The sequence below is a fragment of the Chryseobacterium sp. BGARF1 genome, from assembly GCF_001677955.1.
Classification (GTDB): Bacteria; Bacteroidota; Bacteroidia; order Flavobacteriales; family Weeksellaceae; genus Chryseobacterium.
On record NZ_LELA01000013.1, the window covers coordinates 1 to 21,919 of the forward strand.

24 protein-coding genes are annotated in these 21,919 nt (G+C 32.9%); 8 read left to right on the top strand and 16 right to left on the bottom strand.

Annotated features, from left to right (window positions below; translation table 11 throughout):
* The first annotated feature begins 152 nt into the window (after nucleotides 1–152).
* Entirely contained in the window at nucleotides 153–995 is an 843-nt protein-coding gene (locus tag AB671_RS02810; RefSeq protein ID WP_066678392.1) for an XAC2610-related protein, read from the top strand.
* Nucleotides 996–1,216: 221 nt separating this feature from the next.
* Nucleotides 1,217–2,245, top strand: coding sequence for a L,D-transpeptidase (locus AB671_RS02815; RefSeq protein WP_066678391.1), 1,029 nt, complete (start codon nucleotides 1,217–1,219; stop codon nucleotides 2,243–2,245).
* Nucleotides 2,246–2,294: 49 nt separating this feature from the next.
* Here AB671_RS02815 and AB671_RS02820 read toward each other — a convergent pair whose 3' ends face one another.
* The 3 genes from AB671_RS02820 to AB671_RS02830 form a co-directional block, all read right to left on the bottom strand.
* On the bottom strand, nucleotides 2,295–2,828 hold the full coding sequence (locus AB671_RS02820) for a hypothetical protein (protein WP_066678389.1): 534 nt from the start codon (nucleotides 2,826–2,828) through the stop codon (nucleotides 2,295–2,297).
* Between the two features lies 1 nt (nucleotide 2,829).
* On the bottom strand, nucleotides 2,830–4,155 hold the full coding sequence (locus AB671_RS02825) for a PDZ domain-containing protein (RefSeq protein ID WP_066678388.1): 1,326 nt from the start codon (nucleotides 4,153–4,155) through the stop codon (nucleotides 2,830–2,832).
* A 96-nt stretch (nucleotides 4,156–4,251) separates the two neighbouring features.
* The gene (locus AB671_RS02830; protein ID WP_066678387.1) at nucleotides 4,252–4,890 is read right to left on the bottom strand and encodes an alpha/beta hydrolase; all 639 of its coding nucleotides are present in this window, start codon (nucleotides 4,888–4,890) and stop codon (nucleotides 4,252–4,254) included.
* Between the two features lie 223 nt (nucleotides 4,891–5,113).
* Between AB671_RS02830 and AB671_RS02835 the strand changes: the two genes are divergently transcribed.
* Nucleotides 5,114–5,557, top strand: a complete 444-nt coding sequence (locus tag AB671_RS02835) for a hypothetical protein (protein ID WP_066678396.1) — start codon at nucleotides 5,114–5,116, stop codon at nucleotides 5,555–5,557.
* 88 nt (nucleotides 5,558–5,645) lie between these two features.
* Here AB671_RS02835 and AB671_RS02840 read toward each other — a convergent pair whose 3' ends face one another.
* The 3 genes from AB671_RS02840 to AB671_RS02850 form a co-directional block, all read right to left on the bottom strand.
* The gene (locus AB671_RS02840) at nucleotides 5,646–6,155 is read right to left on the bottom strand and encodes a hypothetical protein (RefSeq protein WP_066678386.1); all 510 of its coding nucleotides are present in this window, start codon (nucleotides 6,153–6,155) and stop codon (nucleotides 5,646–5,648) included.
* A 115-nt stretch (nucleotides 6,156–6,270) separates the two neighbouring features.
* A complete protein-coding gene (locus AB671_RS02845; protein ID WP_082987219.1) occupies nucleotides 6,271–7,287 on the bottom strand; it encodes a TQO small subunit DoxD in 1,017 nt (338 codons plus the stop codon).
* Between the two features lie 49 nt (nucleotides 7,288–7,336).
* Nucleotides 7,337–7,714, bottom strand: a complete 378-nt coding sequence (locus AB671_RS02850) for a hypothetical protein (protein ID WP_066678385.1) — start codon at nucleotides 7,712–7,714, stop codon at nucleotides 7,337–7,339.
* 284 nt (nucleotides 7,715–7,998) lie between these two features.
* Here AB671_RS02850 and AB671_RS02855 point away from each other — a divergent pair, with 284 nt between their 5' ends.
* Nucleotides 7,999–8,898, top strand: coding sequence for an EamA family transporter (locus AB671_RS02855; protein WP_066678384.1), 900 nt, complete (start codon nucleotides 7,999–8,001; stop codon nucleotides 8,896–8,898).
* Nucleotides 8,899–8,937: 39 nt separating this feature from the next.
* Here AB671_RS02855 and AB671_RS02860 read toward each other — a convergent pair whose 3' ends face one another.
* Nucleotides 8,938–9,294 (bottom strand): winged helix-turn-helix transcriptional regulator, encoded by a 357-nt coding sequence (locus tag AB671_RS02860; RefSeq protein WP_066678381.1) that lies wholly within the window; start codon nucleotides 9,292–9,294, stop codon nucleotides 8,938–8,940.
* 293 nt (nucleotides 9,295–9,587) lie between these two features.
* On the opposite strand from AB671_RS02860, the gene AB671_RS02865 reads away from it, so the two are divergent.
* From AB671_RS02865 to AB671_RS02875, 3 genes are all read left to right on the top strand, one after another.
* Nucleotides 9,588–10,118: an NAD(P)H-dependent oxidoreductase gene (locus tag AB671_RS02865; RefSeq protein WP_066678379.1), complete on the top strand. Its 531-nt coding sequence runs from the start codon at nucleotides 9,588–9,590 to the stop codon at nucleotides 10,116–10,118.
* A gap of 79 nt (nucleotides 10,119–10,197) precedes the next feature.
* The gene (locus AB671_RS02870) at nucleotides 10,198–10,515 is read left to right on the top strand and encodes a MazG-like protein (RefSeq protein ID WP_066678394.1); all 318 of its coding nucleotides are present in this window, start codon (nucleotides 10,198–10,200) and stop codon (nucleotides 10,513–10,515) included.
* Nucleotides 10,515–11,066: a DNA-3-methyladenine glycosylase I gene (locus AB671_RS02875; protein ID WP_066678377.1), complete on the top strand. Its 552-nt coding sequence runs from the start codon at nucleotides 10,515–10,517 to the stop codon at nucleotides 11,064–11,066. The genes AB671_RS02870 and AB671_RS02875 overlap by 1 nt, the downstream gene beginning before the upstream one ends.
* A gap of 450 nt (nucleotides 11,067–11,516) precedes the next feature.
* Here AB671_RS02875 and AB671_RS02880 read toward each other — a convergent pair whose 3' ends face one another.
* From AB671_RS02880 to AB671_RS02915, 8 genes are all read right to left on the bottom strand, one after another.
* Nucleotides 11,517–12,281, bottom strand: a complete 765-nt coding sequence (locus tag AB671_RS02880) for a DUF2310 family Zn-ribbon-containing protein (protein ID WP_066678375.1) — start codon at nucleotides 12,279–12,281, stop codon at nucleotides 11,517–11,519.
* A gap of 44 nt (nucleotides 12,282–12,325) precedes the next feature.
* On the bottom strand, nucleotides 12,326–12,694 hold the full coding sequence (locus AB671_RS02885) for a hypothetical protein (RefSeq protein WP_066678374.1): 369 nt from the start codon (nucleotides 12,692–12,694) through the stop codon (nucleotides 12,326–12,328).
* 68 nt (nucleotides 12,695–12,762) lie between these two features.
* Nucleotides 12,763–14,232: an FAD-dependent oxidoreductase gene (locus AB671_RS02890; protein ID WP_066678369.1), complete on the bottom strand. Its 1,470-nt coding sequence runs from the start codon at nucleotides 14,230–14,232 to the stop codon at nucleotides 12,763–12,765.
* A gap of 364 nt (nucleotides 14,233–14,596) precedes the next feature.
* Nucleotides 14,597–15,058, bottom strand: coding sequence for a hypothetical protein (locus AB671_RS02895; protein WP_066678368.1), 462 nt, complete (start codon nucleotides 15,056–15,058; stop codon nucleotides 14,597–14,599).
* Nucleotides 15,059–15,295: 237 nt separating this feature from the next.
* Nucleotides 15,296–16,384 carry a peptide-methionine (R)-S-oxide reductase MsrB gene (gene msrB / locus AB671_RS02900; RefSeq protein WP_066679992.1) on the bottom strand — a complete coding sequence of 363 codons (1,089 nt, stop codon included), beginning with the start codon at nucleotides 16,382–16,384 and terminating at the stop codon, nucleotides 15,296–15,298.
* A 10-nt stretch (nucleotides 16,385–16,394) separates the two neighbouring features.
* A complete protein-coding gene (locus AB671_RS02905) occupies nucleotides 16,395–16,847 on the bottom strand; it encodes a DUF417 family protein (protein ID WP_066679991.1) in 453 nt (150 codons plus the stop codon).
* An 81-nt stretch (nucleotides 16,848–16,928) separates the two neighbouring features.
* Nucleotides 16,929–17,201, bottom strand: a complete 273-nt coding sequence (locus tag AB671_RS02910; protein ID WP_066679990.1) for a hypothetical protein — start codon at nucleotides 17,199–17,201, stop codon at nucleotides 16,929–16,931.
* Between the two features lie 11 nt (nucleotides 17,202–17,212).
* Nucleotides 17,213–17,767: a sigma-70 family RNA polymerase sigma factor gene (locus tag AB671_RS02915; RefSeq protein ID WP_066679989.1), complete on the bottom strand. Its 555-nt coding sequence runs from the start codon at nucleotides 17,765–17,767 to the stop codon at nucleotides 17,213–17,215.
* 676 nt (nucleotides 17,768–18,443) lie between these two features.
* Between AB671_RS02915 and alaS the strand changes: the two genes are divergently transcribed.
* On the top strand, nucleotides 18,444–21,047 hold the full coding sequence (gene alaS, locus AB671_RS02920) for an alanine--tRNA ligase (RefSeq protein WP_066679988.1): 2,604 nt from the start codon (nucleotides 18,444–18,446) through the stop codon (nucleotides 21,045–21,047).
* Between the two features lie 606 nt (nucleotides 21,048–21,653).
* Here the strand turns inward: alaS and AB671_RS02925 are convergent.
* The coding region (locus tag AB671_RS02925; protein WP_066679987.1) for a GIY-YIG nuclease family protein at nucleotides 21,654–21,919 on the bottom strand (266 nt) is incomplete at its 5' end.

Here is a 21,919-nt window from a genome sequence, read left to right on the forward strand (position 1 = left end):
CGTTTTTTCAGCAGCAAAAAAGGATTTCCACTCAGGTCGGGCTGCAATCATATTACTTTTCAAAATGTATGGTTTAATTATTATTAGTTCTTATTTGTGAGTTTTCAATATGAAAATTTCATAATTTTAGATTCATAAAAAATTTTAAACAGATGAAAAGTTTTAAAATATTATTTCTTATTGCTGTATTTTTTGCCTGCAGATATAATGCGCAACCATTTAATTTAAAATCAGTCGGCGAGGCGAAAGAATTTGGATTAAAGATTTATTACGGAACTCATGGTAAAGGAGCTTTTGTACAATACAAAGGCCAGAAAGGAATTATTCCTTTAAAAATAAAAAAAGTTGCTATTGATGATAGTCAACGAGAATATAATCAACCCAATTTTACATCTTATGTTTGGGATGAGGTTGTAAATGAGAAGATTACAGGGGTGTATTATCTTACCGAAGGATTACGAGATGTTTTCGATATTCAATATATCAGAAAAAAAGATAATAGGGTTTTTAAACTGGTTCTTGATGAAGATAAAAGCAAAAAGTATGATGGGGTCAATCAATTTTTACTTTATGATGCGCTTATTTCTTACAATACTTTTGCAAATAATCATTTAACGATAAAATATTCTGAAACGGAACAGCTTAAAACAGAGTTACCAGATATAGATAATCCGAATTATTCCAGACAGGCTATTATAGAAGATTATAATTTTGATGGTTTTGATGACATCTCATTTTCAATTCCCGATGGTGGAATGGGAGTTTATAGGGTGTTCAGCGTTTTTATTTATAATACTAAAACTAAAAAATTTGAAAAACTTATTGAACCAGATTTCAGTAAATCAAAATGTGAATGTTTGTGTGACCTTAAAATGGATAAAAGTAAAAAAATAATTTCTAGCGAATGTAGAGGAGGAGCGAGATGGTGGAAAGACCTTTATCAATATAAGACCGGAAGACTAGTTTGGGTTAGCTCTCAGGAAATAGTCGACTAATTATAAAAAAAATACTATTAATTGATGTTAGCTCGAAAAAAAAATAAGACTTTATGTTTTGATTAGTTTTCAACCAATTATCGGATGGTAAATTTTTTTACTAAAATAAAAGATTGTTTTTTATATATTTAATCAAAGTGTGTAGAATTAAAAGTCCTTCATTTTTATAATTTAGGTCTGATATTTGTAAGTCTATATCAGACTGATGAACTATTATATTTATGAAAAAACTAACTTTGAAAAAATCAATACTTTACACCTCTATTTTTGCGTTATTTCTTGTTTCCTGTAAAAAAGATGAAGTTGTAAATCAAAATCAACAACACACTTCTACCTCAGAAGATATTGCAAAAAATACTGCAGATCCAGATTCTATTAAAGTAAAACCTGTAGAAGAGTCTGCACCACCTATGATGCAGGAGAACGGATTTTACAATGCATTTGCAATTCCAAAAGATAAAAAACTGAGAGATTCTCTGTATGCAATCTTCAGTAAAAAATATACAGAAAGAGAACGGTATGCAATTTTAGCTTTAAACAGATTAGATTCCAAAAGCAAATGGAATTCTGATACATTAGTTGTTCCCGCAAAAATAGATACCACTTTAATGGCCTATTCTCCTTTCCCGATGCAGCTTGATGTGTTGAGTGATGTGAAAAAGTTTGTCATATTTTCTTATCCTATTCAGGCTTACGGAGTATATTCAAACGGAGCTTTAGTAAAATGGGGACCAACAAGTATGGGTAAAAAAGCAGCGCAGACCGACAGAGGTTTGATGTTTGCGAACTGGAAAAAGAAACTGGCTATTTCCACCGTAAAAAGTGAATGGAAACTTCCTTATAATTTCAATATTCACAATACCCACGGAATAGGATGGCATCAATATGATCTTCCGGGTTATCCTGCTTCTCATTCTTGTTTGAGATTATTAATGAAAGATGCAATTTGGTTATATAATTACGCAGATACATGGATTTTAAATCCGGGTGGAGCAACCACAAAAGCAAAAGGTACACCTGTAATGGTTTTCGGAGATTATGGATGGGGAAAAAGAAAGCCTTGGAGAAATCTTTTGAATGACCCCAATGCTAATAATATTTCGGTTGAAGAAATGACCAAACTGATTCAGCCTAATGTTGAAAAAATGGTTTTCGAGCAGACCAACCGTGAGAAAGTAGCAGATTCTATAAAATCAGCTAAAGCTTCACAAGCAGCCATCCAAGAAACTGAAACTTCAGAAATTAAATAAGTTGATTACATAATAAACACATGAGTCGAATTAGCTTTTTAAAAAGAATTTAAGACTCAACTATTTTTTCAAATTTTAAAGTAGATTCCTCCGCAAATTTGCGGAGTTTTTTCATTTCATTCTTGGCTTTATGTTGCCCAAATCTTGCTGCTGCATAAGTGGCAGCAATGAAAACAAGCATCAAAAATGAAGCATGTAAAGCCCACGGATATTCGTGGCTGTTAATTTGTTTTTCTACATAATACATGGTGAAAAAAGTCATCCATGAAATAGTAAATAAGAAATAAAGAAACATAAAAAACGTCCACACCGCAGAGCTTGGTCCAAAAACTCCTCTTATTACGGTAATTTCATCTTCATCAAGTTCCGTTCTTAGAGCCAAACAAGGCTTCCAATAATTATCATCTTTGGTTAAAACAGAAATTGTAGCAACTTCGGAGTTTACATTACCTGTAAACTCTTCTTTATGGTCAACTAAATATTTCTTAAGATTTTCAGCATACGTTTCTTTGGTGAGATGTGTATACATTTTAAATCTCGGGCGGGTTCTTATTTTATCTAAAGTGGTTTCTTTGGTCTTCATATTATTCTTGATAGGGAATTGGGTCTTCTAATGTGAAAGAAAAATTAAGCTCTTGACCTTTCCTGTCTACAGTCATATTGATTGTTTTTCCTTCATCAGATTTCATCATTTCCATAATTTTGTTTAGTGTCATCTCTGAAGTCTTTTTTCCATTGATTGTAATTAATTGATCATTTTTTTTCAGTCCGGCTTTATCTGCAGGAGAATCTTTTCGAACACCAGTAAGTGAGAATAAGGGTTTTAAGACAAATTTATAATAAACATTACTGTTGTATGTTTGTGCATCACTTGAAGAAGATTTTTCATTTTGAGTTTTAAAGGTCAGATAATCTTTTTCCCACTGAAGACCGTCTTGTTTAAAATCGAGCCCGCTCATATTAAAATGAAATGGGTCACCGTAATTTTTGTTTTTTCTAAGATATAATTTTCCGTTTGGATAATCAAAAGCTACCGTAAATCTACGCATGATCTCGCCTCCAATAGAACCCTTTCTGTCTTTTGCTAAATTAATATGCTGAATAGAAAACTCGTCAGGCATTGCGGTGAGAGGTTTTTCAAACTTAAATTTCCCAAGATTAAGCTGATGAATTCTGCTTCTTTTTCCATAAATATCTCCATTGAAACCTCTTCCCAAATAATCTTCAATATTGGGTCTGTTGTAGACAAAATCTTTAATTAAAACAGGAAACAACCAGATTGGGTCGCTGTTACCAATGTCAATAAGCAATTTTGACGGTTTTTTTTCGTTGGTCATTTCTACATCAGCCATGATGTAAGGCTTGCTTTTTTCAACAGAAATCGTAAACGCATCAAACTTTTTTATTTTCTTTTCAAAAAGTGCCCGGTCTTTAAAAACGGTAATTTTTTTTGAAGTGTAATCTATAATAATAGGGTAGTCTTTAAAAAAATGATAGCCTATAAATCCATTGACAGGAATTCCGATGTGTGAAGAAATATTGAATTCTTCATCCTGAATAATGTAAACCATCAAAGAATCGTTAACGAAGTTTTTTCCGATTTTTCCAGTATTTAAATCAGATTTATATCCCTCAATACTTTTATTGCCACCCAATCCGGAAAATTTCATTTTTTCCATAGGACCTAGCTTTATTTCTTTGTCTTCAAGACTGAAAATTGTGTTTTCCGTTACGCCAGTATCAAGCATAAAAGTAAGTTCAGCGCCATTAATATTAATAGGAATGAAGATTAAATTATTAATAAGTTTAAAGGGAATGACGACTTTACTTGCATCTTTAATTTCAAAATGATTTTGAGCATTCATAAAAATGCTGTGCAATAAAATCAATATTAAAAACCTGAATTTCATTCATTGAATTTAGTGAAATATATGATATGGTACAAAAAAAACATTCTTTTGTAAGAATGTTTAGTATTTTAAGAATTTAAAAATAGTGGTCAATAATTATTTTGAGAAAAACTCCATCAAATCAATATAATTTTTTTGATTAACACCATGGCCGCTCATGTATTCTCTGAATGTAAAATAGCAGCTCAAATCATACAGTAAATCTGCCGCTTTTTTTCCCCATTCCATTGGGATAATGGCGTCATCGCTTCCGTGGGAAACAAAAAAACGGAGATTTTCTAGCTTCTTTTTGCCTTTCACGATATCCGTCAATAATTTCTCTTCAGGATAAGCACTTAGACAGGCAACATAATTAAAGAGCTCAGGGTATTTTAAAGCTAAGCTGTAACATAAAATTCCACCTTGGCTAAAACCGCAAAGATGGGTTTTGTTTCTTGTAAGACCATATTTGTTGGTAATCGCCATGATGTTTGCTAAAAGACTTTCTAATACTTCTTTGGCCTGGTCGATATCTATAAATTGCTCAGGATTATTAAAGTCAATATCAAACCAAGAATATCCTTCAAACTGAGTAGGTTTTGGAGCCCTGAAACTTACAATAATCCAGTCTGCAGGAAGGCTTTCTCTGAAACTGAAAAGGTCTTGCTCATTGCTTCCATAGCCGTGAAGCATAAAAAGAATGGGAGTAATGGGACTGATATTTTCTGGCTCTCTTACGATGTAATCTAAATTCATAAAGCAAAGATAATAATATTGAGTTATTTTAAAATGATAATTTTTGAGGCTGATAATGAGCTTGAAATAATAAAATAGTGCCAAAAAATCTTTGCCTGATACGGTTGTTGTCTTTTATTGATTTGATATTATTTAGAAATCTTTATTGGAAAATTTTCATAAAAGTTATTTTTATATTGATAAAAAACCTATATTTGAAACATTAAAAAATCTATTTGGAGAAATGAAGCAATTTTACAAATCAAAAAATTTACTTAGACTTTCATTTTTAGCAGCGATATTATTTTCGACAGCTACTGTTTTTAATTCTTGTAAAGATGATGACGAAGACGAGTTTCAAGACCACTTGGTACAGTTTGAAGCAAAAATAGTTAATGGTGGTACAGCTCCTACTCCTCCTGTAAGTACTTTCAAAACGATTATTACTCAGGTAGGTACAAAACAAGAACAATTGTTTGACTCTCCTGGACTACTTTGGACAAGCGGTGAGTTTTTTGTAAATTCTAGCCAGTCTCAATTAAATTTTGCAGCAAATGCTAATCTTTTAAATGCTGATTCTAAACTGATTGTATCGATTTATATCGATGGTGAAGTTGCGGAAACAGATACCATTGAAGGAAGCGGAACTAAACAGGTTGCAGTAGCACACAGTTTCTTAGAATTATAATTAATATCAATTATTATATAAAAAAACACCTCTGTATTTCAGAGGTGTTTTTGTTTTTTATGATTACTTTAAAATTTGTTTCAACAAATTATCTTAAACTTCTTACGCTCACCTCAGGTTTTTCCCCTTGTGGAACAATAAAAATAGCATCATCATTAATTGTATCTCCTGTATCAAAATAATAACTTCCGATAACAGGCAACATGTTGGTAACAAACTTTCCAGATTTGTCGTAGGCAGAATATGATACATTAATCATCTGAGTTTTCATTTTTAGCTGAATCTTTTTCGATGTCAGTTTTGCTCCTGTAGCATTTACACAATCGAGTTCTACAATTCCGGTGTCCATTACAATTTGCGGATAAGAGGTAAGTCTTATATTATAAGATTTATCTGACGTATTTTTTACCGAAGCAGACACTTTATAGCGGTCGAAAGTTTTTCCACCGACCTGCACACTCTCTTTATTCAGGATGTTGAAGCTTACTTTCATTCCGTTGACATCTGCAGTTTCGCCGTCAGAGATTTTCTGGGCTTTTGCAAAATTTCCGAAGCTTAAAAATGTGAGTACAAAAAGGAGAAGAATTGAATTTTTCATGATATGATTTTGAATTTATTAGTAATATAAATTTACAAAATAAAAATGTTTTGTTTATATTAATATTTTATGATATTCAAAATATGGATGAATATCATAAAATATTAAGGTGAAATTATTTGATTTTCGCAATCCATTCTGCGCCGCTGATGTCAATCAATTTTATCACTGAAATTTTTTCGGACGAAGAAGAATTATCTTTCAAATCAATTGTTAAATCAGCTTTTGAACCTAAAGGAATAATTAAACTGTGTTTTCCGGGCTTTACTTTCGCTACATAATGATTATGAATTTTTTCTTTAGAAAATTTTGAAAGTTCAGCTCCATTCATGGATTGAATGACTTCTCCTTTTTCATTTAACAAATCGATTCCGATTAGAAAAGAGCCGTAAACATCGACACCTTCCGTTCTGTAAACTTCAAATTTAACCTCTGATTGATTGATTTTTATATTGGAAATTTCAACTTTTGGTTTTACCGATTTATTATGTAAAGTTCCAAAAACACCACCATGAAAATATTGATTGGTGTATAAAGTCAATCCAAAAATAAGCAGTGAACCTACAAGTATAAAACGTTTTGGGTTTCTAATCGGTAAGATTCCAGAACCTAAATAATGAAACCATTTTTTCTGAGTAAAACGGTATTCTTTATTTTTAAAATACTGGTCTAAAGAATAAGTTCCGCTACCTGTAAGAAAAAGGGTAAATCCACAAGCGATTCCTAAAACTCCTATTTGCCATTCGTCTAAACAGGTCGTTCCTATCCATCCTGAACCTAATAAAATTCCCATTGCTAAAGCAAAAACTCCTGCAGCCATCAATCTTGTGAAGAGTCCCAAAATAATAAATAATCCTACAATAGCTTCAATGATGGTAAAGCTTACCATTGAGGTTTGCAGCGCATCGGGATGGGTGACCAGATATTCGATAATGGGTTTTATTCCTAAAGCATTCGGTAAAAAATGATTGAATTTTTCGCCGATATATCCGGCTTCATCGGGAATAAGTTTGTTTTCGAGAATAAGTCTGCGCCAGAAAGCTGAAAAGTAGGTCCAGCCAATTACAAGGCGGATTGATAATGTATATAAACCAGCCATATCAGTAGGCTGATTGGTCATATTTTTTGTCATTAAAGTTTATTTTAAAAGTTTATTTGTGAAAAATGATTTAGAAATGATTCTAAGCCATATCCAGTTTCAATCTTTTAAATAAAATATACTTTGGAGGACTGTTTCCCGAAGTGTTTCCGGAATAATTTTTTTGAGAAAAAGTTGGCTTTTCAAAATTTAAATTGACCGATTGCAAAAAATCTGAAAATGCAATTCCTTTAAATTTAGAATCAGCTTTTGAAACGGAAACTTTCCAAGAAGAATTAAAACTCTCGCAAGCAGAAAACGATGGCGCCGTTGTTTTTACTTTGTTGAGAGTATCAATATGTTGAATGTCAAAAACCTCCAAAACCTCTCTCTTTAACGAACAGGGAGATAATGAAAACGCTACAATAAGCATCATTACTATTGCTCGGTAGAGTTTTATGTGAAGTTTTATATTTGACATCTCTACAAAACTACGGTTTTCAAAATTAAAAGTGTTGGAATTTTTGTATTTTACTATTAAAGAATCAAAAGAAATGATTGAAAAAAGAGAAATTCAAAAGTTTCCAAAATGTAAAATTTTCATTTATTGTTTTTTTGCTAGCTTTTGAACAACTTATTTCATTATAAAATCTTTTGATTCTTTTGCGGTGAAAAAAATGTCATGCACTAAAGTTATTCTATAATCACAACTTCCTTATTCTTATCTTTGTCTCTCTTTAAAGCAATAAAATACCTTTACTTCAATTGAAGAATCTAAAATATTATTTAGCCGCCATTTTTGCCTTCGCAACTTGGGGAACATTCAGTCTGGTTTTAAGACCGCTGCATTCGTATGCTTCTTTAGACATCCTTTTTTACAGAGTTTTCAGCTGTGCATTGATCATGTCTGTGGTAACGGTACTTTTTAGAAGAGCAAAGCTTAAAGAAAATTTAAAATACTTTAAAAGTATTTCAAAGAACAGTAAATATAAAATAGTAGGTTTAAATGTTTTAAGCAGTATTTTACTCACCGGAAATTGGTTTTCATTTATTTATGTGATGAATCATATCAGTGTGAGAGCAACGTCTGTCGCCTATCTTGTATGTCCGATAATTACAACGATCCTTGCGTTTTTTATTCTTCGGGAAAAGCTGACAAAATTACAATGGACTTCCGTAGTTTTAAGTGGAGTAGGATGTGTTTTGCTCTCGTATTCCAATCTTATAGATATGGTTTACAGTAGTTTGATTGGTTCTACGTATGCATGTTATCTTATTATTCAGAGTGTAAATTCTAAGTTTGATAAGTTTCTGATTCTTAATTTCCACATGATTTTGGCTGCGCTGATTTTATTGCCGTTTTTTCCGTCGTATTCAGGAACGGTTCCTACAGAATTTAAATTCTATTTCTATATTGAAATCATTGCAGTAATGTACACCATTGTACCGTTATTACTAAATTTATATGCAATGTCAGGAATCGCTTCATCAAAAGTAGGAATGATTCTTAATATCAATCCAATCATAGCTTTTATCTTAGCGGGAGCGGTTTATCATGAAGCTCTTGAAGGCTTGCAAATCTTGTCTTATTCTATTATATTTTTAGCCGTTATTATTTTTAATGCAAAAGAAATTTTTCGTTTAAAAACAGAAAGAGTGGTTTAAATAACTTTTTATAAAGATTTTAAGTTTAAAATTTAAAATTTAAATACTTTGCTTGTGCATAATTCCCCATTTTTTTAATTCTTCGATAACGGGTTTTAGCTGATAACCGATTTCAGTTAATTCATATTCCACTCTTGGCGGAACTTCTGCAAAAACTGTTCTTGTGATAATTTTATCTTCTTCAAGTCTTCGAAGCTGAAGCGTAAGCATACGTTCAGTAATATTTCCAAGAATCTTTCTGAGTTCTCCGAATCTCAGTTTTCCGTTGATGAGATAACAGCAGATGGCAAGTGACCATTGTCCGCCAATTAATTTTGAGGCATAAAGCTCCGGACATTCATCTGTGAGTGCTTTTTTATTCGCAAAATTGGTTGAAGTTTCCTTTATTTTAGTCATTACTTACATTTTTTATAGTACCATACAATGGGTTGCTAATGTACAAAATGTAAGTTACACCTATTATTTTTGTAAAAAAAATTTAGAATCTACAAAAAACTAAGTGTCTTTTTTTACCACAAAAGCATCAAAAGAAATGATTGGAAAAAAGAGAAATTCAAAAGTTTCCAAAATGTAAAAACCTTATTTATTAGTTGTTTTGTTTGCTTTTGAAAAACTTAAATCAGACTAAAATCTTTTGCTTCTTTTGCGGTTTAAAAAAAGTCATGTGTTAAAAAAAGAAATTTAAAAATATGAAAACATTAGTAATCGTTACTCATCCAAAAATGGAAGAGTCGTTGATCAATAAAAGATGGGTGGAAGAATTGAATAAGTTTCCCGAAAAATATACCGTTCATCAGCTGTACGAAAATTATCCTGATGAAAATATCGATGTTAAAAAAGAACAGGGATTGATTGAAGCTTATGATAAAATTATTTTTCAGTTTCCGTTTTATTGGTTTAGCAGTCCGCCTTTATTGAAAAAATGGCTGGATGAAGTTCTTTTGCACGGTTGGGCTTATGGAAGTAAAAGCGGATTTAAAGTAAGCGGAAAAAAGATTGCTTTGGCAATCTCAACAGGAATTGATAATGAAGGCTTTAGTGCTTCCGGAAAATATAGATACACGATGAAAGAATTAACAAGACCTTTCGAACTGAGCTTTGAATATGTAAAAGCAGATTACAAAAAAACTTTTGTTTATTATGGATTGGAGCATGATCCTTCTCCGGAATGGATTGAAAAAAGCGTTTCTCAATATCTTGATTTTATAGATGATCTGTAAAATATTTCTCCAAATAAATGGCGCTGCTGACAGACACTTGTCAGCAGTTTGCATTACCTTTACTTTCTAAAATAAAATGATGGATCAAAATAATTTAGATAAAATTATAGAACGTTCTTTAGAGATCAGAAAAAAATATCACGAGTTGGAAGTTCAGCAAAATGGTAGTGAATGGACGTTGGAGCAAGATGCTTTGGCATATCTTACCGATGCCGGATTGGTGGGGAGAAATGTGATGTCACACGAAAAAACCTGGTCAAAACAGAATTCTGCGACCGAGCTTGAGCATAAATTAGGCGAAAATATCTGGTGGCTCATTGTTTTGGCAGACCGCACCGGAATTGATATTAAAGAAGTGTTAGATCAATTTTTAACCAAAACAGAAAAACTATTCTAATGAGTTATTGTTCAGCAGTCGAAAGAATGCAGCCTGAAAGCAGAAAAGAGTTGCACAAAAAATATCACGACAATCATTACGGATTTCCGATTCATGATGACAATGAATTATTTGGCAGGTTAATTATGGAAATCAATCAGGCAGGATTGAGCTGGGAAACTATTTTAAAAAAAGAAGAAAGTTTCAGGAAAGCGTATGATGATTTTAATATCGAAAAAATTTCCGCTTACGGTGAAGAAGACCGTGAAAGGTTATTAAGTGATCCCGGAATTATCAGAAATAAATTGAAAGTAAACGCAGCCATCGAAAATGCAAAAACCATTATAGAACTGCAAAAAGAATTCGGTTCTTTTGAGAAATGGCTGGAGCATCATCATCCCAAAACTTTACAGGAATGGATGAAACTGTTCAAAAAAACGTTCAAATTTACAGGTGGCGAAATTGTCAATGAATTTTTAATGAGCATTGGTTTTCTAAAAGGTGCGCACGCAGAAGATTGTGCGGTGAATGAGGCGATCTTAAAGCATGATCCGATGTGGAGGAAAGGGTAGGTTATATAGCTAAAGGGCTTGTTAGAAGTTGGAATTATTCTTTTTTATTTTTAATTACGAAGACAATAAGTAACTGGATAATTTTCAAATAGATAAATCTTATTAATAAAACACACAATGCTAATTTTAATATATTCCACAAAGAACTAATATTTAGATATCCTAGAATTCTGATAGAAATAAAAGCAGGTATTAGAAATGCTGAAAGCTTTATAAGGTACATGATCAAATAGTATAAAAATGACTTATTTCCAATTTGAGAATGGCTTAAAGATGTTCGAATTTCATTTAAAGTCTCTACACCACTAATTTTACCCCATGTAATTACATAATTTGAACGCATATTAAAAAAATTAGTTAATAAATATTATTTTAGAGTTTTCAATTTATAAATTTAATAAACCTCTAAGACTTTTCATCACACTATGTTGTCCTAAGAATAGCAAATAACTACGAATTTGGAGAAATAGTAGAAATAATTCTGCAGTCGTCACATTTGAAATCGTAGAAATATTGTCTCTCTTGCAAACTCCATTTTTTATTACAATTAGGACAAGGACGGTTGATGTCATCGTTCTTGTGTTTTCTATAATTGTATAAGAAATAGTACGTTGGAATATTCGTCAACTCCTCTATTTTTTTAGTTATTTGAATACCCTGTTTTGATAATTGAGAAGTAAGTTCCTGCATTTGATTTAGTGCCCAACGTTCACCGACTTCACAATTCATCTGAAGGTTATCACAAGCTTGATAATTGGTTTCCCAACTCAAAATTGGCATGTATCCAAAATCATAATATTTTGGTAAATGATAAAGAGCAACAGAAGAATTACACCCGCCACAAGTAATAGGAGAATCTATTGATGTGTAATTTGTATTTAAAATGTAAAAATCAGATTTTTCACATGTGCAGCATCCAGAATAATCTTGGAGTGTTTTTCCAACTGTTTTAATTGAAATGATTGAATTGCTGAATGTCTGAATTTTTTCTATCCATTTGTTTACATAAATATTATTGTTTTCTTCAGCTAAAGAGTTTTTTTCTAATGTAAAAGGTAGTGCTGTAATCTTGTTTCCATCAATATATTGGCTTTCTATTCTACCTTGAGTTTGTCCATTCCCTCTATAAAAGGACATTAAAAGATTAAACTCCTGATAAAGCTTATCTTTGCTAAAGTCGGAATTTACCTCTATTGAAACTTCTTGTATAAACATTGTGTTGGATTTTTTTTAATACATGTAAATTTTTAATAAAAGAATTATTTCACCTGGCTTTTCAATCTTTCTATCAACATCGTAATGATTCTTTTATTAAAAACTTTGCTGTCAGATTGATAAAGCTCTAGTTCCTCTAAAGTAAACATTCCGATGACGATTCCGATAAAAGTGTTTTTCAGTACAGCATCTTTTTGTATACTTTGTTCGATAAACATTTGTTTTTTAGAAACCGATAAAGAACTGAAATCTGCTTTTTGTTTCAATGCATAGTTTATAAACATTGACAGATACAAATCATTTTGCAATTTCAAAATGGGACGCAGCGTTTGATTTTGAAATATTTCTGTTTCAGTGGTTGTCTCTGAATTAACAATATTTAAAGATTCCCTTAGGTCTAATTTGGTAATCATAGGCTGTATAGATTAATTTCTGTTTGTAAATATAAATTCTGATTTGTCATTCTGACGAAGGAAGAATCTTATTTATAATGTAAGTAAAACTTATTCTCAAAAACTTCCTGCGGATCATATTTTCTCTTAAGCGCAAAGAAAGAATCAGATTGAGGATAGATTTTTCTCATTTTCGTTTTGTCGATATGAAGACGGTAGGGAAGATAGAAAGTGCCTTCGTTTTTGATGGTCATATCAACTAATTTGTTGGTTACTATTTTCATTTCGTTTTCCTGTTTTGCCGTTTTCTTTTGGTTAAACAGTAAAACAAAACCAAAAACATGTTCTCTTGCATAGTTCATGTAGCTGTTTTCATCTTTGTCTACAGCTCGAATGGTGATATTTAACAAATCTATTTCAGAATCCTTTAAAATTGGTTTTATATCCTTTATAAACTGATTAAAATTTCTTTCAGGAATAAAATATTCATGCAGAAGATCGGTCGAATTGGGGTCTTTATTTTCTATCAAAGAAACATGACCGTTTAATAATTCGTTGCGGGTAAAAACAGTGTTGTTTAAAACCGTATTCATGCCGGTTTCCAAATCCCAGCGAAGCCTTTTTCCGTATTCGCTATTCACTGTACTTCTGAAAACAATTCGTCTGATCTCTTTATTTTTGGTTTTCTGAGCAGCAAGTGAAAGCGGTTTTACATCAGCTTTTTCAAAATAAATGATAGTAGCTTCGTCTAAAAACTTTTTGTCTGAAACTCTCAGTCTTCCAAAAACAAGATTGACGTTTGGATTCTCTGTGATGAATTTTTTATAGTAAGAAACATAATCATCAGAATTCATTGCTACCGATTTATATTTCAAAGCAAGATTATCAACGACTTTCAGTTTTACATCCAGAATAATTCCGAAAAGTCCATATCCGCCAATCACCAACTTAAATAATTCAGGATTTTCTTCTCTGCTGCAATTAATGATCTCTCCTTTGTCATTCATTAAAGTAAAAGAGATCACACTCGAAGAAACGGGCGGGAGATTTTTTTGCCAACCATGTCCGTTCACACTCATCGAACCACCAATGGAAAACGAACTGAAAGCTTGCATCACCGCAACAGATTTTCCGTATTTGTCTAAATAATTAATGGCATCTTCCCACAAAGCTCCCGAACCAATCGTCAAAATATTATTTTTCTGATCGAGTTCCATCTGTTTGTACGGAAGCATATTCAGCAAAATTCCGTTAGGATAAATGGAATGTCCACCCATGCTGTGTTGAGCTCCTGCAATCGAAATTTTAAGATCTTTTTCTTTGGCGTATTGTACAACCTGCTTTAATTGATTGACAATTTCGGTTTTATTGTTGGGAACAATAATTAAAGTATCAATTTCCGTAAGATTCAACTGACTTGCATCATTGGTAAAACCTTTCGGAGTTTCGGCTTTAATATCCTGCTCATTCCATTTTGTTTTAAGAACATGAATAACCGGAATTGATAGGAATATAAGAATCACCACAATTCCAATAATAAAAAGGTGCTTTTTTTTCATCTACTGTAGAATAATAGGAGCGAAAATAGGGAAAATTGTCTTTTGTTGAGCCAGGAAACTACAGTATTAGATATTTAACGATATAAATTCTATTTTTTAAAATAAATCATTCTCCAACCAATAGTTTGATGATCTTTTTGAACAGAATTACTTGTAACGTATATTTTTTTGGATATAGAACCAATAAAGTTATTTAGGATAACGTTGAGGTAAATTAATCTTCCGTTTCGATTTTCAATCCAATCGTTTCGTTGTTGAGTCCTATTATTAAATTTCTTTACTGAAAATTTATGGTTCTAAACTGAATTCACTTCTGTAAAAAATTAAACCGTTTGGGTTTTGAAACTGAATATTATATTGTAAGTTATTTTGGATATTCTTTAAAATTTATAACTATATTTTCAATATTTTGGAACCAATTGAATACTTTTAAATCTTCTAATACCTCTTGTTCTTTCTCTTTTGGAAAAGGTTCAACATTTTCAATCATTCCAAATTTAAAATCGGTTAATTTATTAGAAGTAGAAATTAAAACAATTTTTTTTGATTTATATTTATCCCAAACACAAAATCCTTCGGCTGCTAATTGCATTGAAATCATAATGTGATCATGCTTCATTTCATTTCCATGAAGAACCATAGCAAAAACAATATCATTAACTGTTCCGTATCTTCTAGCAATAAAATAACCATTTTCACCTCTGTAACGATTCCAAAATTCAAAAAATGTTTGCCCAAAAATTCTTCTTTCAAATCGGCTTAAAGAAAGTAATTCCGTTGCGATTTTAATATTAAAGCTGTTTAAACTAATTTGAAATTTAACCACAAAAGGAACAAAAGATAATTATAAAGCTATTATTAGATAATCAAAGTTCTCAAAAGACTAAAAAATCAAAGATTTTTAAAGATTTTTGTGTGCTTTTTTCTTTGTACTCATCAACTTTAAATAAAAGTATCTAAATCTTTTGCCTCTTTTGTGGTTAAATAAAAAGTTTAAACAAGTTTAACATAAAAAATGATCGGAATTTCTTCCGACCATCATTACTATTCCTGAAATATTTTTTTACTTTTTATTAAGAAGAGAAATATATTCTCCGTATCCCTTTGCTTTCATTTCTGCTTTTGGAACAAACTTCAATGATGCAGAATTAATACAGTATCTCAAACCGCCTTTATCTTTCGGTCCATCATCAAAAACGTGTCCCAAATGCGCATCTCCTGTTTTACTTCTTACCTCTGTTCTTGCCATTCCAATTGAATTATCGGTTTTTTCGTCGATAACATTTTTAGAAATAGGTTTTGAAAAACTTGGCCATCCACAACCTGATTCAAATTTATCAGTTGAGATAAATAATGGTTCTCCTGTGGTAATATCTACATAAATTCCTTCACGAAATTCTTTGTCATATTCATTGGTGTGAGGTCTTTCTGTAGCATTTTCCTGCGTAACTGCATATTGTTCTGCCGTTAATTTTTTCTTTAGAACTTCCTTATTCTGTTTTTGATATTTAGCTTTTGGAAGTGGGTTTGCATTTTTTGCCATTTCAAATAATCCCGGTTCAATGTGGCAATAACCTCCCGGATTTTTATCTAAATAATCCTGATGATACGTTTCTGCACTGTAGAAGTTTTTCAAAGGAATCGTTTCTACAACAACTGGTTTGCTGTAATTTTTCGCTAATTTCTGAACTTCTTCTTTAATAATCGCTGCTGTTTCTTTGTCTGTAGAATAAATTCCTGTTCTGTACTGATCACCTCTGTCATTTCCCTGTTTGTTAAGACTTGTAGGGTCTATCGTTTTAAAATAAAGATCAATCAGAAGTTTAAGGTCAACCTGCTCCGGATCGTATTTTACTTTCACGGTTTCGGCAAAACCTGTTGTATGACTTACAACTTCTTCATAAGTAGGATTTTTCTTATTTCCGTTGGCGTACCCAACTTCAGTTCCTACCACTCCTCTGATTTGTTGAAAAAAATGTTCCGTTCCCCAAAAACATCCGCCTGCAAAATAAACTTCTTTTACATTTTTAGCATTCATAATGGTCTCATTCTCTTTTTTAATTGATGAAGATTGTTGTTTTGCATCTCCGCAACTTGTCGCAAAGACTGCAATTCCCAGAACCATTCCGAGAAATGTGAATATATTTTTCATTTTTGTTTTATTATGTGTGTTCATTTTTTCCATTTAAAAGCATTAAACCAAATCCTAAAAGCATCAGATCTTTAAGAATAAAAAAGTCTGTAACAGGAACGCCGTCAACAATATGCCAAACATTCGGTGTTGTAAAGAGATAGCTCAGTGTCACCAAAAAAGTAACCACCATTCCGATACCTGCAAACTTTTTAAGAGATGCAAATTTCACGCTAAAGATTAATAACAAGGCAATGATAATTTCTATCACTCCGATTATATTAGAAACCGCTTGGGCGCTCATAATATCATATACGAAAAACGTGAGAAAATGGTTTTCTACCAAAGGTTTTATTGCTGCTGCTTCGGTAGGTGTAAATTTGAAAGCCCCAATCCAAAGTAAAATAATTGCTGCCCCGAAAAGCGAAATGTAATAACCTATTTTGTACGTTGGTAAACCTTTGTGTTGCGATGTCTGTTGCATTGTTCTTAGATTTTTGAATTAATATTTATTATTTTCAAAACTATAGTCGCAACGAGTACACAATCCTGACAGGTTTTTTTCTTAAAAATCTAATTTCCTAAATACTTTATCTTTAAAGTTTTGAATTTCAGTAGTATTGATATCAGCATCTTCTTCTCCAAACCATTTTCTTTTCAAAATAGAATCTAGAATCTCTACTTTTTCCTGATAAGCTTTGCACCACTTGCAAATCATTACATGCATCGAAAGCTGCCAGTTTTCTTTTGGCGAAATCTTCTTTGCATTGCGTTTTTCCATCAGTAAAGTTGCTTTACTGCATGATAAAAATAAAAGATGAATTATTTTTTTTAACATTTTTTTATTCCTTATGATTTTGAAAACCAATTAATTTCCAGACATTCCCGCAACTGCATTCTGGTGCGTTGTAAAATCTTCCAAAGATTAGTCGTAGAGATATCCAATTCCTGACTCACTTCAGGTGCTTTTTTTTCTTCGAGGTAATACATTTTCATCGGGATCTTCCATCGTGGAGGGAGATCTTCGATGCAGTCTTCCAAACTTTTATTAAAATCCTGATTATCTAAAAGTTCAGATTCCTGGTTAGAAACATTCCAATCATTCAACACCGTATCATTTTTCCAGGAGCCTGTTTCGTCAAAAAAATGATCGAGTTTTATGTGGGGTTCCGACTTGTATTTTTTACGGTAAAAGTCGGCAACTTTATTATTAAGAATGGTGTTGAGCCAAGTTTGTGGCTTGCTTTTTCCTTCAAAAGAATCGTAAGACGAAAAGGCTGCAATGAAAACTTCCTGAACGACATCTTCTGCTTCCACTTTATTTGAAAGCAAAAAAATCGCTCTTCTCAGCAACGATTCAGAATATTGTTCTATCCAATTTTTTAAGGCCTCGTTTTTCGTCATTCTTATGTGTGTATCTTATCAGATACTAACGAAGGTAATAAGTTAAAAGCAGAAGTGCAAAGTTTTTGGTTGAATTATATAAACGTATTAGTTTTAAGTGGAAACCTAAGTTTGATTGTTCTTAAATTTCAACTATTTAAATGCTAGAATGTTGTGTATTTTTCAATAGCATCGGGCTTTAGCCCGATGACGAAAATTAACAGCAAATTGGCTTTAGCCGAAATTGATACTAAAGTTTTGGCTAAAGCCAATTTGATTATTCTTTTTTAAACGGGCTAAAGCCCGTTCCTATCGATATTTATAAATCCTTTTCAAATTATTATTGTTTTGAAAATGCCTGCAAACCAAACAGGTTTTTGAAACCCGTTAGGTTTTATTTATGACAAAGCGTTGTCAATAGCCCCGATTGAACGACCTGTTTGAGCTCTTTTTGAGAGTTTTTAGCGGTGGCAATGCAGATGCTGAAACTCTCAAAAAAGCGAGTAGTGAAAGCGGGAAAAGCTTCGCATAAAAAAAGAAAATGTCTTTTTGATATAATCTAAATAGCATCTAAATGTTATTGTCTAATAAGCAATATTTTACTTAGTAATTATGACATTTTGTGACATAAAATCGATTGAAAATCTTAAATTTGCATCTTATCAAAAATTTGTAAAAAGCAAAGCAATATATAATTATGACATCACAAGAGATCCGTCAGAAATTTTTAGATTATTTTAAAAGCAAAGACCACCTTATCGTTCCTTCTGCACCAATTGTGCTGAAAGATGATCCTACTTTAATGTTTTCCAACTCCGGAATGACGCAGTTCAAAGATTTTTTCTTAGGCTACAAAACGCCGACTGCACCGAGAATTGCCGACACACAAAAGTGTTTGAGAGTTTCCGGGAAGCATAATGATTTGGATGATGTAGGTAGAGATACATATCACCACACGATGTTTGAAATGTTGGGGAACTGGTCTTTTGGTGATTATTTCAAAAAAGATGCTATTGCTTTTGCCTGGGAATTGCTGACGGAAGTTTACGGAATTCCGAAAGAAAACCTTTATGTAACGATTTTTGAAGGGGATGCTTCTGAAAATCTAGACAGAGACCAGGATGCTTATGATTACTGGAAATCTGTGATTTCTGAAGACCGAATTATCAACGGAAACAAAAAAGATAATTTCTGGGAAATGGGTGCAAGCGGACCTTGCGGACCTTGTTCTGAAATACATATTGACCTAAGAACTCCTGAAGAAAAAGCTAAAATACCCGGAATTACTAGAGTAAATCAAGACGACCCTCAAGTGGTGGAAGTTTGGAATCTCGTTTTTATGGAATTCAACAGAAAAGCTGACGGTTCTCTGGAAAAATTACCTGCTCAACACGTTGATACGGGAATGGGCTTCGAGCGTCTTTGTATGGCGCTTCAAGGGAAATCTTCCAATTATGACACCGATGTTTTCACCCCTTTAATTGCTAAAGTTGAAGAACTTTCAGGCAAAAAATACACAGGAATTTTAGAAGACGAAAAAGATATTGCCATTCGTGTTGTGGTAGACCACATCAGAGCGGTTTCGTTTGCGATTGCAGACGGACAATTGCCCTCCAACGGAGGAGCCGGTTACGTTATCCGAAGAATTTTAAGAAGAGGAATTTCTTATTCTTACCGATTCCTGGATATGAAAGAAGCTTTCCTTTACAAATTGGTTGCTGTTCTTCAGGAACAAATGGGAGCATTCTTCCCTGAACTGGAGAAACAAGGAAAATTGGTTTCGGAAGTGATTAAAAGTGAAGAAGAATCTTTCTTAAGAACGATTGAAACAGGATTAATCCGAGTTGAAAAATTAATTCAGCAAACGATTTCGGAAGGTAAAAAAGTGTTACCAACTCAGGAAGTTTTCGAATTATATGATACGTATGGTTTCCCGGATGATTTAACAAGAATTATCGCTGAGGAAAAAGGGTTAACGATTGATGAAGAAGGTTTTAAATTAGCGTTAAGCGAACAAAAACAACGTTCAAAAGCAGACTCAGCTCAAAAAGTTTACGACTGGGTAACTTTGGAAGAAAGAGAAGAAAACTTCGTTGGTTACGACCAAATTGAAGCTGAAACCTACATTACAAGATACAGAAAAGTAGAAAATAAAGACGGCGAATTTTATCAGGTTGTGCTAAGCAACTCCCCTTTCTATCCGGAAGGTGGTGGACAAATCGGTGATAAAGGCGTTCTTGAAAATGCAACTGAAAGTTTTGAAGTTCTTGAAACTAAAAAGGAAAACGGATTGATTATTTCTTTAATCAACGGACTTCCAAAAGATGCAGGTGCTGTTTTCTATGCAAAAGTAAATGCAAACGAAAGAAAAAATTCTCAGGCGAATCACTCTGCAACACACTTGTTGCACGAGGCTTTGAGAGAAGTTTTGGGAACTCACGTTGAACAAAAAGGTTCTTACGTTGGTCCGGATTATTTGCGTTTCGATTTCTCGCATTTCAATAAAATGACGGACGAGGAATTGGCTTTGATTGAAGAAAAAGTCAATGCAAAGATCAAAGAAAATATCGCTCTTCAGGAATTCAGAAACATTCCGATTCAGGAAGCGATTGACAAAGGTGCAATGGCTTTATTCGGTGAAAAATATGGCGACAGCGTGAGAATGATCCAGTTTGGAAGTTCAAAAGAACTTTGCGGTGGAACTCACGTGAAAAGCACCAGCGAAATCGGTCATTTCAAAATCAATTCTGAAAGTTCTGCAGCAGCGGGAATCAGAAGGATTGAAGCGATTTCCGGAGATAAATCTGAGGAATATTTCAAAGGTTTAGAAAAGCAAATTACCGAGCTTTCTCAATTGCTGAAATCTAAAGATGTTGTACGTTCTATCGAGAAATTAATCGAAGAAAATACATCGTTGAAATCTGAAGTAGAAGCTTTCAAGAAAGAAAAAGCAAAAGGAGAAATCGGTGACTGGAAAGGTGCTTATGAGCAAAAAGGAGATAAATTACTTTTAGTGAAGAAAACTTCTCTGGACGCAGGTTCTGTAAAAGATATCGTCTTCCAATTAAAGAAAGAGATCCCAACTTCTATAACGATTATTTTGTCCGACGCAGACGGAAAACCAATGATTACCGTTGGTGTTTCTGATGACTTAGCAGGAATTTATCAAGCTGGAGTACTTATTAAAGAGTTAGCTAAAGAAATCCAAGGTGGTGGCGGTGGAAACCCAGGTTTTGCTACAGCCGGAGGAAAAAATCTTGATGGTTTGGAAAATGCGTATCAGAAGGCTTTGAATATTTAGTAAAATATGAATGCTTTGCAGTTCTGCAAGGTTTGTAATACGAATTATTTTAAACAACAATCCCTTTCAGTTTTGAAAGGGATTGTTTGTATTTTACACGTCAATCGTACATCGTCACTTCGAGTAGATTTTTGCAAAAAAATCGTATCGAGAAGTTTTTGATGGGAGGACAGAATTTGTGCCTCGATTCACAGGTTCTCGATACATTTTTCTGCGCTGCGCTACGAAAAACACTCGAACTGACGGAGCGACTTTAGTGTCATCGTGTAGAGGGTATCGTCACTTCGAGTGATTTTTGTAAAAAAATCGTATCGAGAAGTTTTTGAGGGGAAGACAAAATTTATGCTTCGGTTCACGAGTTCTCGATACATTTTTCTGCGCTGCGCTACGAAAAACACTCGAACTGACGAAACCGTCTTCGTATCGTGTAAACAAGACGTCACTTCGAGTAGAATTTTGCAAAAATTCGTATCGAGAAGTTTTTGATGGGAAGACAACATTTGTGCTTCGGTTCACTGGTTCTCGATACATTTTCCTGCGGTACGCTACGAAAAACACTCGAACTGACGCTGCGACTGACCTGGGCAAATTAATAAGATAAATAAATTACCTCCCAAACTTCTTTTTCGCAAGATTAGGCAGGTCTTCATATCTTCCTTCAATCAATGCTAATTTTTTCGCCTGTGACCATTTCTTAATCTTTTTCTCAAATGCAATTGCTTGTTCGATATCCATAAACTGACAAAAATATACTAATTGTAAAGGTCGTCTTGAGAACGTGTAGGAGCCAAAATATTTACCGTCTTGATGTTCATCAAAACGTTTGTACACATTTTCGGTGACTCCAGTGTAGTAGGTTTTATCAGAACAAA